A 13,186-nucleotide genomic window follows, 5' to 3' on the forward strand; every position below is an offset into this window, starting at 1 on the left:
TTACGATTTATTTTTGTAGTTAATTTGTTGGATTATCAATTTTAATGGTAATTATTTTTTGATAAAAAAGTTAAATTAGTCACATTTTAATGCGTTTGATTGAATGGATTACATTAAAAACATTAAAGTTGATGTTGTTTATTATTTCATCATCGTTCGTAGACAATGGTGGGGTAAATAAATCAAAAAAAAACAAATGCAAACAATGCGCATTATCATTACTGTTGTGGTAATTTTGTCTTTACGGTACACAGCTAGGTTTATAATCACTCAAAATATAAAGGAATAAAGATATGGCTCCATGGTTAATTTTTGGCGCGGGTGGAAAAGGTGTTGGTCGTCAAATTGCTCAGTTGGCAATTGCAAAGAAACGCCCTGTCATCGTTGTTGTGCGTAATAAGCAGTCTGCAGAGGCATTGGAGGCGGTAGGTGCGCAAATCTTCATTGGTGATGCTTGTGATAGTGAAGTGGTTAAGGCTGCTTGTCATGCAGCAGGAACAACTGCCACGGTTATTTCAACCATGGGAGGGAGTCAAGATTATTTAGCTCACCGTACGGTGATTGATTGTGCAGAACAAGCTGGGATATCTCGTATGGTGTTAGTCACATCATTAGGTTGTGGGGATTCATGGCCTTATTTGTCTGCCCGGTCACGCGCTGCATTTGGTCAGGCTGTGAGAGAAAAATCCCTTGCGGAGTCATGGTTACAAACTAGCTCATTAGATTATGTGATTGTTCGCCCTGGTGGGTTATTACATGGTGAGCCAACGGGAAAAGCAGTTCTTCAACAAGAGGTTGAAGTTCATGGCTTAGTGATGCGTGCGGATGTTGCTGCGCATGTTTATCAGTTGGCTAAGCAAGGTGAATTGAAAAAACAAATTTATAGCGTAGTACAGCCGGGGTTGGTACCCGCTTAATAAAAACGAGGTTATTTGTGTAGCTTATCTGTTTTTTATTACAAATAGGGCTACCATTGGTCTCCACTGCGAAAGTCACAATATAGGGGTTGTGAAAAATCAATTAAATTGTTTTTTGACCACCCCATGACGCCACCTTCTTCATCGACAGAGTGGATATAATGGCTTTGATTGAGCTCATATAATGGCCCGTTCCATACCTGCCAGCCGACAGATTGATATACAGGGAAGCCCTGATCTGATGCAGAAAGCAGACCCAGTTGATAACAATCGGCAATAATTTGGTTGGTAGCCAGCATAAGCTGTTTGCCGATCCCTTGGCGACGGTAGTTTTCCCGTACCGCCATCGCTTCAACATAGCCAACCGTTATTGGAGTATTACCGATTGCCATATGACGTTGAATAATAGCAACGTGGCCAATAATTTGTTGTTGGTCATAAGCCAAGACGTGCATTCCCCCCAAAGCATGTTCAAAATCATCATGGGTAAAATCTTGCTCAAAGCTTTGAAATAGCATGAAATATAATGCCTCTCTATTCTCTGCTGAAAGTTGAGATGTGTGTTTGTTTTTATATTCTATTGTCATTTAGCACCATGGAATAATTGTAAAGAGGGCTGAAATAAAAAATCGTTAAGCTTGTAGGAGCAAAGTATATAGCATATCAAAATTGACTATGATGGTTTGAATGCGTTAGTGCTAAAAGCTATTTTGGTGTTTTTTAATAAAGCCATCGATATATTTTGTGGTATTACTCAAACGTTATTTTCATTAATGTAATATTAAGGTTATGAATATCGATTCTTTCAAAAATTTCGATTTTTATCACATGGTTATACTGAACAGACAAACTGAATTTTTTGCTTTATTGTGTGGTCGTTGCTCTTTTCAATAAGGATTGTTGAATGAAGAAAAAAACGACATCAACGATACATGATGCGGCTTTTAAAGGATTTATGACAAACATTGCAAATGCACGAGACTTCTTTGAAATTCATTTACCGGAACATATAAAATCATTATGTGATTTCAATACGTTATCGCTGACAAATTCCTCGTTTATTGATAAACAACTTCGCTCACGGTTATCGGATGTATTGTATTCAGTACGAACCTCTCAAGGGGAAGGTTATATTTATCTTTTAGTTGAACACCAATCAACCCCCGATAAACTTATGGCGTGGCGTTTAATGCATTATGCGTTTTTAGCGATGAATCAGCATATGCAGCAAGGAAATACAACATTACCCATTGTTGTGCCTATATTATTTTACCATGGGGGGCGTTCGCCTTATCCATATACACAACTTTGGACGGAGTGTTTTCCATTACCAGAGATTGCACATGAGTTATACACACAACCGTTTCCACTCGTAGATATTACCGTTATTGATGATAATGAACTCGTTAACCATCGAAAAATAGCAGTAATGGAATTAGCGATGAAACATAAATATCTTCGGGATGAATTCCAACAAGTACTCCCTCTCTTGGCGAAGGCACTCAATAAACATTATAATAGTGATAACGACATCATAACTATCCTAAATTATTTGTTTATTGCCTTGGACTCCCATAATTTTGAACAAGTTATTCAAGTTTTAGGTGAACAAACAGAAAAGCATAAGGAGACAATCATGAATATTGCGCAACGATTGCAAGATAAAGGACGGCAAGAAGGGCGGCAAGAAGGGCGGCAAGAAGGGTTGCAAGAGGGATTTAAAAAAGGCAAAGAAGAGGCAAATATAGCAACTGCACGGAATCTTTTGGAGCAAGGAGTTAGTATCGAGATAATAATGAAAAGCACTGGGCTGAGCCGTGAAAAACTTATTTCTTTACAGTAACTCAGGTGTTATGACTCAGATTTAAAAGGGATATTATTTATCAATATCCCTTTATTTAATAATAGTTGAATAATATATAAATTATTTAAATGGCATCTACTAGGTTTGCTTATCCCATTGAACTAGTGCTAACGACAGTTGACTCAAAGCGGCATAAAAACCAAACTCATCATACCGTTGGCAATTTTGGCTAAATATTGGTAGCCATTGCAGTAAAAGTGACAAGGTTTTTAGGCGCAATTGCCTTACTTTTTCTTGGTCCAAATGGGCTTCATTTAATGAAAAATGTAAGTGACTTAATAGCTCTAAAAAAATTGAAATATGATCAGAAGGCTCTCTAAATGCCTCATTAGTTTCCATTCCAGCCTCGGCTAATAAGTACTTAATTTGTTCATTACCTTGCTCACAGTTTGGATAAACTGAGGCGTAAGGTAAAGCTGATTGCTTATCAGACATTAAAAATAAGCTACAGAAGTCGGCGGCTAATTCGAGTTGTGCATCATTTCGCATTATTAGCGCTTGGACTTTTGTTTTAACTGCTTGAATTGGCAAAGTTAGAACGGGTTCCTGCTCGACAGTCGTAAACCAATCCATCATCTCGCTAGATTGAAGTTGCACTAATGTTGCACTATCTAGTTCACGTGAGAACAATTGTGCTAGCCATGCATAAATACACGCTATTTGTTCTGGTGCAAAAGTGCTTTGTTTTGTCATTTATTCACCTGTGATGCAGGAACATATTCACACTGAGCAACCATTTCAATTGGCCCATCGAATGCATTCACGTTATCCACTTGTCCTGTATATTTTTCTATCTCTACTAAGGTTGTATGTGCACTGGTGGCTTGCGCTAATTGAGAGGTTCCAATATCAAGCGTCAATACGTTTGGGTTTCCGTATTTGCACAGCGCATTGATTTCTCCGCCCTTAGTCGGGTCATACCAAGCTCCCTCATGGATACGGGCAACGCCTTTTGTGTATAGGTCTGAAACCACGGCTCCCGCTAACACTTGCCCTCGGTCGTTGAAAACGCGAACGATATCACCATTTTGTATACCCCTAGCTTTCGCATCTTGAGGACTAATAAAGACCGGTTCTTTGCCACTAACGGAATAATATTGACGTAATACAGGGGACTCGCACAGTTGTGAGTGTAAGCGAAAATCGGGATGTGCAGATTGCAAATGTAATGGACATTTTTTTGAACCTGGACCACCATGAGAGCGTTCTGCTTTTTCGAACCACATTGGGTGGCCTTGGCAATCATCATATTGCATGTCGGCAATAGTTTTTGAGTAAATTTCAATTAAACCACTCGGTGTTCCTAATGGTTCTAAGTCGGGATCTTCTCTAAATGCTTGATGACGAACAAACATTTGTGGATGCTCAAATTCTACATAACCGTCTTTTTCCCAGAAGACATCGAAGGAGGGTAGATGAATACCACGGCCTTTCCCCTGCTGGCTGCCTTCTTGCCAAATACGTTTTAGCCAGCCCATTTCGTCCAAACCTTCAGTAAAGGCTTCTTCACGACCAAAACGGCGGCATAGGTCGCGTAAAATATCGAAGTCATTGCGTGACTCAAATTGCGGTTCAACGAGTTGTTTCATTGCAATAATGCCACGATTTGAATGGTTACCGTATTGGTCAAGGTCATTACGTTCAAATTGCGTGGTTGCCGGTAATACGATATCGGCAAAGCGGCAAGTGGATGTCCATTGATTATCGATAGAAACAACCGTTTCAAGCTTGCGCCAACCTTCAATAATACGGTTAATTTGTTGGTGGCGGTGGAATGGATTGGTTCCGGCAAATACGCACATTTTTAGTGGCGGTAATTTAACCGCTTTACCGTTCCAGTTGATTGTTTTTCCGGGCTCTAAAATCGCATCAATAAAACGAGCAATAGGAATGGTGCTGCTGTAGCCTTTGTAGTCATTGTTATCATGAATGGGGGGCACTTTAGTTGAGCCAGAAAAACCACTTAAAATAATTCCCTGACGGCTAGGGGTTCCTGCTCCATTGTAGTGCCAACCGAAGCCAAATCCTCCACCCGGTAAGCCAATTTGACCTAACATCGCAGCTAAAACAACAATCATCCATGACCATTGTTCACCATGTTGCATGCGTTGAACGCACCAACCTGCAATGATTTGGGTGCGATCTGCTGCCATTTGGCGAGCTAAAGCTTGGATTGTATCGGCATCAATACCACAAATTTCAGCTGCCCATTGTGCATCTTTGGGTTGCCCATCCGTTTTTCCCATTAAGTAGGGAACAAATTGCTCGAAACCGACACAATATTCTTTTAAGAAGGTTTTATCATGTAAGTCTTCAATGTAAAGCGTGTGGGCGATGGCTAATTGTAATGGTACATCCGCTTGCGGGTTAATCGCAATATGTTGAACATTGGCACGCCCAAGGTAATCATGCGTTGAGGTGATTATAGGGTCAATACTGATGACTTTTATCTCACCGTTAGCGGCTTTTTCTTTCAATTGTTCATAATATTCATAAACGTCATGATCAGGGCACCACCAGTTAGCTTGTTGATTTTTAATCAGGTCAGAGCCCCACAACACAATGGTTTTACTATTTTTGAGGACTAACGGCCAAGAGGTTTGTTGTTCATAAACCTCCATCGACCCAACAACTCGAGGTAAAATTACTTGTGCAGCCCCTGTTGAGTAATCTCCGCCAGTACTGACACTATTGCCATGCAGCGCAATGGCGCGAGCTAACATACCTGAAGCGTTGTGAAGCATCCCTGTCGATTGCCAACCATTTGCAGTGAGTAATCCACTTGGTCCATAGGTTGTTTGAACACGTTCTAATTCTTGATAGAACAAATCAAGGGCTTCATCCCAAGAAACACGTACGAAGCGGTTATCACCTCGTTGTGAGGTATCACTTAAATGGCGTTTACGTAGCCAATCAACACGTACCATTGGATAACGAATACGGGCAGTACCATGAACATGGTCAGGTAACCCTGCAATCATTTTGGATGGAAATTTATCGTGTTCAAAGGGCTTGGCTTCGATAAAGCGACCATCAACCACAGTAGCGCGGATTGCACCCCAGTGCGACCCAGTCAGAATGCCTTCTTGTACCACCGCAGTTTGTTCACCAGCCGTTGCAGCGCTAGCCTTACGTGGTGTTAAGAGGGAAGGGCCTAACATACCCGCAACAGTGAGCCCGCCAAGCTGGAACAAAAAGCGTCGACGAGAAGCTTGAAAAGTTGGATTATTTTTCATTCTGTACTCCGTTATCACCGTGTGAAGATCCTGCGGTATCAGATGCATTCATTTGTAAGTATTTCAGTAAGGTACGCTCTTCTCGCTTATCTAAACTGGTAAAGCCAATCATACCGTTTAATGTGCCTATCCAACCGTTAGCATCAAAGTGAGCAATATCTGGCGCGCCATGGCATTGATTACAGGAGCCGTTATATAAAGAGTCTGCATAAGCCCATATCGGTTTGATATCATTGACCATATCGCCTTGCTGCATCCAGGCGGTCGCTTGCAATTTGCTCCATGAGGTATCTGTTGCAGCGACGACGGTACTCTCTAAATTTTTCACATTTTCTTGAACATCACCGCGTATAGAAGCAACGAAAATTCGTTTACCAGGGAATTCGGATAGGACTCGTTGGCGGCCATCAGTTTCTGTCCACCCAGTGATTTCAACTTGTAGCCAATCGCCATCACGTTTTAGGACTTTCACCTCTGAGGCAGGAAGTAACGAACCAGCAGGGTCTTTATCCCCTTTATTTGCATAAATAGGTTTAATATCAAGTGAATACAGAATATCTGAATCACTATTTGCCTTCGCGCGCAGCTCATCGAATTGTTTACGAAAACCGCTGCTCATATCAGGTAATTGGTGGGCAATTCCTTTGTGGCAGTCAATGCAGGATTGATTCTCTTTCGCAGCGATTTGCATCTGGCGAGCCGCTTCTGGATTTTGCTTGGCGTGATCCATCGAGTCGTAATCATGACAAGAGCGGCAAGTGGCCGAATTGTTCTCTTTCATGCGAGCCCATTCACGTTCTGCAAGTTCGGCGCGTTTGGCTTCAAATTTTTCAGGGGTATCTATCGAATGAGCAATAAATGTTTGATAAATATCATTGCTTGCTTCGAGTTTCCGTTTAATCATGCCTGGAAGGTCGGAGGGAATATGGCAGTCATGGCATTCTGCACGTACCCCAGAGGCATTTTGGAAATGCACGGATTGCTTATATTCTTCGTAAACGGGTTCCATGCTATGGCAACTGACACAAAACTCGGTGGTGCTAGTCACTTTCATCCCAACATGGGGTACAACGATTAACGCAACACCCACTGCAATCCCGACAACGATTAACGTAAGCATTGACCAACGAGCACTTGGTTTTCGCAACGCTCTCCAGAGTTTCCGCATAATAGCCCCTGTAATTATATGGTTTAATACAGGCGATCTTATTGAGTTAATATGAATAGCGGTACTAGTCAGGATGAACAGCTTACGGCAAGATATGGGTAAATATGAACAGATATGAACAGAAGAGAGTATATCAATGACATCACATCATATTGTGGTTGTTGAAGACGAACCCGTTACTCAGGCGCGTTTACAGGCTTACTTTGAGCAAGAAGGATATCGTGTTTCTGTTACGGGGAATGGTGCAGGTTTACGCGAAATTATGGATCAGCAAGTAGTTGACTTGATTCTGTTGGATATTAATTTACCGGATGAAAATGGGTTAATGTTAACAAGGGCGCTACGTGAGCGTTTTACAGTAGGAATTATTTTAGTCACAGGCCGTTGTGACCAAATTGACCGTATTGTGGGTTTAGAAATGGGAGCAGATGATTACGTTACTAAACCTTTGGAACTCAGGGAGCTCGTTGTTCGTGTCAAAAATTTACTTTGGCGAATTGATCTTGCTAAACCATCACAAACCCAGGTTGTTTCTCAAGATAATTGCTATCAGTTCGCTGGCTATTGCCTAAATGTTTCGATGCATACGCTCGAATTTAAGCATCAAGCAATCAAACTCACTCGTGCTGAATATGAAATGCTAGTGGCTTTTGTGACAAACCCACGGGAGATTCTAACCCGAGAACGTCTTTTACGTATGTTATCAGCCCGTCGAGTTGATCACCCTGATTTACGCACGGTAGATGTACTTATTCGCCGTTTACGCCACAAGATTAATGCTGATTTATTAGTGACTCAGCATGGTGAAGGTTATTTTTTAGCCGCCGATGTATACTGATATACGGGCCTAAATCCTCCTGGAGATAATGAATTACGTAAGTGTTCACTATCTGCATTTTGTTGAGTAAGCACTAAAATTGGCGGGCTTATATTGTTTGGAACTGGCTGCTTTTGTAATACTTTGATGGCTTGTTCAATGACTAGCTCACCTTGCCAAACCATTTGGTCGCTAGCTGCCATAATTATTCGGCCTCTTTTTAAGCCGCGATAGACTTGATGTGATAAGTAAAAAGAAACAATATTCAATGGTTTTGTTAAGTTACGGCCTTCACCCATTGCGGCTTCAGCGGCGATAGCTGTGCCAACGACGACATCAATATCTGGGCTACGCTCTAGCATTTCATGTAATAAATTGCGTTGAACTTCAATGTCGTTATCCCCTTGTGCAACATCCACAATTTGTACATGGCTACCCGCAATAGCCTCTCTGAATCCTTGTTCCATTTCAAGGCTACCGCCAGCATTTAATGGCCCAGGCATAAGTAACACTTTCAATGGCTTACCTTGGCTCCATTGCACTAAATAGCGTCCCGGCTGATAGCCCATTTGAAACCAAGGTACACCCACGCGGGTTTTAACTGTTTTATCGTGTGTCGCGTTGATGACTTCAATGACAGGCGTATTTCCTACCAGTTGGCTCAGGTTTGGAAAGGCTGTAGTGCTACTGCCCAGTAAAATGGCATCTGCTCCCCACTGTTGGCATTGCGTAATTTGCTTTTGCTGAGTGGCTAGCTGGTTATATCCGCCAGCTTCTAATACATTTAGGTCAATACTATAGCTTTTGGCTGCTTTTTGCATACCATAATTAATTGATAACCAATAAGAATCTTTTAAGCTAGGATAAAGCGCACACAATTTCCATGTTTTTGTAGCGGTAATGGGATTATGTGGTTGGGAGGTAAAGTGTAGTGTATCACGCCACTGAATGAGTGAACTATTCTGCGCCATTGCTAGGCTCAGTAATGAGTAAAATGTGAACAGTAGTAAAATCAATACACGCATGATAGCCTCACAAACCAGAAACCTTTATCCTAAATGCTTTCTTGCAGTTAACTCAACCATTTTAATTTTTAGGCTAACTAAACCGTGAATTTATCACTAACTAGACGATTGTGGATGGGCTTTGCGCTGATGGCAGTATTGACCTTTATCAGCACCCTTGTGGGGTGGTACAACTTACGTTTTGTTAGCCAAGTTGAACAGGCCAATACCGAGGCTTTGATTCCAACCATGAATATGGCAAGGCAATTGAGTGAAGCAAGTGCTTGGGAGCTATTTTCTGCGCAGAATCTCACCAATGCAGATAGCGAAAGTATTTGGTTAGCGCAAGGACGGATGTTAACGGCACAAAGCCTTAAAATCACTAATTTGCTGAAAACATTACGGGAACAAGGCTTCAACACACAAGATATAGAACAACAAGAAAAAGAAATCGCTCAATCATTAAGCCAACAAGGTGAATTAGTTGGCCAGCGGTTAAAACTGCGCACTGAGCAACAACAGTTAAGGCAACATATCATCGCTGCGGCGGGTGATATCGCCCAAAAAGCGCATGGCCAAGCCAATAATGCAGCGACCTCCGCTGGTGCAACGCAGGTGAGTATTTATGACCTAATCGAGCGAAAACAAGGGGAACAAGCACAGCAAGCCCTTGATCAACTTATTGATATTGATCTTGAATATGCTAGCCAAATGAATGAGCTGCGATTAAGCGCTATGCGCGTACAGCAAATGGTACTTAATTTAGGTTCAAACCAACCCAATCGTAATATGGCAGAATTAGAAAATCAGCTGAATTCTGCAGTCAAAATCTTACAACGTCGGCAAAAATATATTGAAGACCCTGCCGTGAGAAGCCAGGTAGAAAATGCCTTAAATAGCGTTAAGCGTTATACCGAGTTAATTACGTTGTATCGCCAAGATAACGACATCACAACTCGTTTACAGATTTTATCGCAAAATAATATTGACCAATTTGCACGTTTTAGTAGTGAAGTAGCTCAATTAGTTGACATCATTGAACTTCGTAACCAAACCGCATTGGGGCAACTTAAACAAGCCAGTGAACGGGGGCAAAATTGGTTGTTAGCATTAAGTATTGTTTCATTACTCTCATTGATTTTGATCCTTTGGCGAGTGGTTTACCGCTTAGTGACAAAGCCGTTGGCACAGCAAACCCAAGCGCTTCAGCGCTTGCTTGAGGGCGATATTGACTCTGCATTTCCTGAAACCGCAGGCGTGAAAGAGCTTGATACGATTGGCCGTTTAATGGATGCATTTCGTGCGAGTGTCCATGCTTTAAATAATCAGCGTGAACAACTAGCGGACCAAGTCAAAGTGAGAACGGCAGAACTGCGGGTGATGGTTGTTGAGCACCGCAAAGCTCGCGCTGAAGCAGAAAAAGCCAATCAGGCAAAATCGGCATTTTTGGCGGCAATGAGCCATGAAATTCGCACGCCACTTTATGGAATTTTGGGGACAGCGCAATTGCTATTAGAAAATAAAGCGCTTAATCAATATCATGATGATTTATATGCAATTACGGATTCAGGTGAATCCTTATTAGCTATTTTAAATGACATTTTGGATTACTCTGCTATTGAAGCAGGGGGACAAAATGTTTCTATCAATGAGGAACCTTTCGAGCCCAAGCCATTATTGGAAAGTACCTTGTATTTAATGAATGCCAGTAATAAAAATCATGCCATTCAGTTAGTTGCTGATATTGCAGATGATTTACCTACTGCCTTACAAGGGGACCCGCTCCGGATCCGGCAAATTATCACGAATTTACTCAGTAATGCACTACGTTTCACTCAGCAGGGGCGGATTACTTTGCGTAGTTGCCGTTATGGCAAATATTGGTTTATTGAAGTGGAAGACACCGGGTGTGGCATTGATAACTCGCGATTTACTGATATTTTTAAGCCATTTGTGCAAGTCGATAGCCAGCGGGGTGGAACAGGGCTTGGGCTGACAATTAGTGCAAGTTTAGCACAAGCGATGGGCGGTGAATTGACGGTTAGTAGCCAGTTAGGGAGTGGAAGCTGTTTTCGTTTAACATTACCGTTATCTATCGCCTCACATCCAGTTAGTAAATCGGCGGATCTACCATCAGACATGCGAGGCGTACATTTATTACTCATAGAAGACAACCCATTGACTCAGAAAATAAGTGGAGAAATGTTAACTCGAAGTGGGGCACAGGTAACCACTGTTGGTTCTGCGGCAGAAGCATTAGCTGCTTTACAAACTGGGCAACAATTTACGGCAGCGTTGGTGGATTTTGGTTTACCTGATATCGATGGGATCACCTTGGCTAAACAAATAGCGAAAGCCTACCCCGCATTGGTTTTGATTGGTTTTAGTGCTCATGTGATTGATGAAACATTGCACCAACGGACGAGTCAAGTTTTTCGCGGTATCATTCAAAAACCAGTACCAAGAGATAGGTTAAACCAGTTGATCGTTAAATATATTTCAGGCGGTGAGTATACGTTGTCCGATTCTAGTGTTCAGGAAAAATTTGTAGATTTGCAACAGCTTATTAGTGATGCTGAATTAATGGGGCTCTCAAAAATTCGTGAATGGGTGAGTATTTTTAAACAGCATTCCCTGCCGCTAATCGACCAAATTGATATTGCACGAGCAGAAAATAACACAGAACAAATAAAACGCCTTGCTCACCAGTTAAAAAGCAGTTGTGCTAGTTTAGGAATGCAAAGTGCAGTACAAAGCTGTGCATTATTAGAGCAGCAGCCAATGGCGGATACTCAACTGAAAAATGATATACAGCAAGGCTTACAGGCTATTGAGCAATGGTTGAATAGAGCGCATTGATTCTTCAAATAGCCAGTAAGGTTCATTTAGCTGCTGTTTATCTGTTGAAGACCATGTTCAGGGCTAAGATTTAGCGCGCAACACGCAGGCCACCGCTCACACCTTGTGGGCTCCACAGTATTTGCCATAATTGGATATCTCGTGCTCTAAATGCACCAGCGCAAGCATTTAAATAATAAGAAAACATGCGTTTGAAACGAGGCGTATAATTATGTTCGAGCTCAGGCCAAGCGGCTTGAAAACGGGAATACCATGCCATGAGAGTATGGTCATAATCAGCACCAAAATTATGCCAATCCTCCATGACCAGTTTACCTTCGCTGGCTTCGCCAATATTTTGCACAGAAGGTAGGCAGCCGTTTGGAAAAATATATTTATTAGTCCATGGGTCAACATTCACTTTATTTTGATTAGAACCAATGGTGTGAAGTAAAAACAAACCGTTAGCTTTTAGGTTGCGTTGAATAACATCAAAGTAAGTCGCATAATTTTTAGGGCCGACATGCTCAAACATACCTACAGAGACAATACGGTCAAATTGGTCGTTAAGATTCCGATAATCTTCTAATTTAATATCAACATCTAAGCCTGCACAGCGAGCTTGAGCATATTTTTGTTGCTCAGCGGAAATAGTGACACCCGTAACAGAAACCCCAAAGTTTTTTGCTGCATAGGCAGCGAGTCCCCCCCAGCCACAGCCGATATCAAGTAATCGCATACCGGGTTTTAATTGCAGTTTTTCGCAGATTAAATTTAATTTTTGTTCTTGCGCGAGAGGAAGGTTTTCAGGAACCGTTTCTAAACCTTTCCAGTAGCCACAAGAATATTGCATATAAGGGTCGAGCATTAGGGAAAACAAGTCATTTCCGAGGTCGTAATGTTCTTTTCCAACAATACGAGCACGTTTTAGGGTTTGTAAATTGCGAACACGTGCGACAGCAATTTTCAGTGTATCACTGAAATTGTGAGGTATTTTTTTATCGAGTTTATGGCGTAAGACATATTGGAAAAATATATCTAAACGCTCGCAATCCCACCAACCATCCATATAGCTTTCACCTAATCCTATTGAGCCGTGTTGTAGCACTCGTTTAAAGAAATGGGGGTTGTGTACCTGGATATCGAAAGGGCGGGAGCCATTAATTTTAATGCCAGCTTCACTCAATAATTCAGTAGCAATGCGTTGCCAGGAGTCGATAGTGGTTTTTTGGTTAACGACTTGTTCAGTACTCATCTGATCTCCAATTTTTATCAAAGTGGGATTCAGAGAACTTTATTTGTGACGTATTCGTGGTACAGCAAAACAGGAATATTGACCACC

General features: G+C 41.7%; 10 protein-coding genes. 4 read left to right on the forward strand and 6 right to left on the reverse strand.

The features are described from left to right. The first annotated feature begins 293 nt into the window (after positions 1-293). Positions 294-917, forward strand: a complete 624-nt coding sequence (locus P3L37_RS05255; protein ID WP_238562787.1) for an SDR family oxidoreductase — start codon at positions 294-296, stop codon at positions 915-917. A 50-nt stretch (positions 918-967) separates the two neighbouring features. Here P3L37_RS05255 and P3L37_RS05260 read toward each other — a convergent pair whose 3' ends face one another. Beyond that, positions 968-1,504 (reverse strand): GNAT family N-acetyltransferase, encoded by a 537-nt coding sequence (locus tag P3L37_RS05260; protein WP_042851643.1) that lies wholly within the window; start codon positions 1,502-1,504, stop codon positions 968-970. Positions 1,505-1,821: 317 nt separating this feature from the next. Here P3L37_RS05260 and P3L37_RS05265 point away from each other — a divergent pair, with 317 nt between their 5' ends. Next, positions 1,822-2,760, forward strand: coding sequence for an Rpn family recombination-promoting nuclease/putative transposase (locus P3L37_RS05265; protein ID WP_110732122.1), 939 nt, complete (start codon positions 1,822-1,824; stop codon positions 2,758-2,760). Between the two features lie 99 nt (positions 2,761-2,859). Here P3L37_RS05265 and torD read toward each other — a convergent pair whose 3' ends face one another. The 3 genes from torD to torC are packed head-to-tail and all read right to left on the reverse strand — an operon-like array spanning position 2,860 to position 7,185. Next, on the reverse strand, positions 2,860-3,474 hold the full coding sequence (gene torD / locus P3L37_RS05270) for a molecular chaperone TorD (protein ID WP_109912736.1): 615 nt from the start codon (positions 3,472-3,474) through the stop codon (positions 2,860-2,862). Next, a complete protein-coding gene (gene torA / locus P3L37_RS05275) occupies positions 3,471-6,017 on the reverse strand; it encodes a trimethylamine-N-oxide reductase TorA (RefSeq protein ID WP_110732121.1) in 2,547 nt (848 codons plus the stop codon). Before torA ends, torD begins: the two co-directional genes overlap by 4 nt. Next, complete coding sequence (gene torC, locus P3L37_RS05280) at positions 6,007-7,185, reverse strand: pentaheme c-type cytochrome TorC (protein ID WP_036958495.1); 1,179 nt, start codon at positions 7,183-7,185, stop codon at positions 6,007-6,009. The genes torA and torC overlap by 11 nt, the downstream gene beginning before the upstream one ends. Before the next feature lie 136 nt (positions 7,186-7,321). Here torC and torR point away from each other — a divergent pair, with 136 nt between their 5' ends. Beyond that, positions 7,322-8,023: a two-component system response regulator TorR gene (torR, locus tag P3L37_RS05285; RefSeq protein ID WP_004913440.1), complete on the forward strand. Its 702-nt coding sequence runs from the start codon at positions 7,322-7,324 to the stop codon at positions 8,021-8,023. Here the strand turns inward: torR and torT are convergent. After that, positions 7,996-9,018 (reverse strand): TMAO reductase system periplasmic protein TorT, encoded by a 1,023-nt coding sequence (gene torT / locus P3L37_RS05290; RefSeq protein WP_375372865.1) that lies wholly within the window; start codon positions 9,016-9,018, stop codon positions 7,996-7,998. The genes torR and torT overlap by 28 nt on opposite strands. A 93-nt stretch (positions 9,019-9,111) precedes the next feature. On the opposite strand from torT, the gene torS reads away from it, so the two are divergent. Further along, a complete protein-coding gene (torS, locus tag P3L37_RS05295) occupies positions 9,112-11,865 on the forward strand; it encodes a TMAO reductase system sensor histidine kinase/response regulator TorS (protein ID WP_196718820.1) in 2,754 nt (917 codons plus the stop codon). A 70-nt stretch (positions 11,866-11,935) separates the two neighbouring features. On the opposite strand, the gene cfa is transcribed toward torS, so the two are convergent. After that, positions 11,936-13,099, reverse strand: coding sequence for a cyclopropane fatty acyl phospholipid synthase (gene cfa / locus P3L37_RS05300; RefSeq protein WP_109912732.1), 1,164 nt, complete (start codon positions 13,097-13,099; stop codon positions 11,936-11,938). Positions 13,100-13,186: the final 87 nt, after the last annotated feature.

Origin of the sequence: Providencia sp. PROV114, assembly GCF_032704305.1 — a bacterium.
Lineage (GTDB): Bacteria > Pseudomonadota > Gammaproteobacteria > Enterobacterales > Enterobacteriaceae > Providencia > Providencia rettgeri.

What these genes read in the sequence shown, in the direction of transcription:
- torA (WP_110732121.1), bottom strand. Translation starts at nt 6,017, where the DNA reads ATGAAAAATAATCCAACTTTTCAAGCTTCTCGTCGACGCTTTTTGTTC.
- cfa (WP_109912732.1), bottom strand. Translation starts at nt 13,099, where the DNA reads ATGAGTACTGAACAAGTCGTTAACCAAAAAACCACTATCGACTCCTGG.
- P3L37_RS05265 (WP_110732122.1), top strand. Translation starts at nt 1,822, where the DNA reads ATGAAGAAAAAAACGACATCAACGATACATGATGCGGCTTTTAAAGGA.
- torR (WP_004913440.1), top strand. Translation starts at nt 7,322, where the DNA reads ATGACATCACATCATATTGTGGTTGTTGAAGACGAACCCGTTACTCAG.
- torD (WP_109912736.1), bottom strand. Translation starts at nt 3,474, where the DNA reads ATGACAAAACAAAGCACTTTTGCACCAGAACAAATAGCGTGTATTTAT.
- torC (WP_036958495.1), bottom strand. Translation starts at nt 7,185, where the DNA reads ATGCGGAAACTCTGGAGAGCGTTGCGAAAACCAAGTGCTCGTTGGTCA.
- P3L37_RS05260 (WP_042851643.1), bottom strand. Translation starts at nt 1,504, where the DNA reads ATGACAATAGAATATAAAAACAAACACACATCTCAACTTTCAGCAGAG.
- P3L37_RS05255 (WP_238562787.1), top strand. Translation starts at nt 294, where the DNA reads ATGGCTCCATGGTTAATTTTTGGCGCGGGTGGAAAAGGTGTTGGTCGT.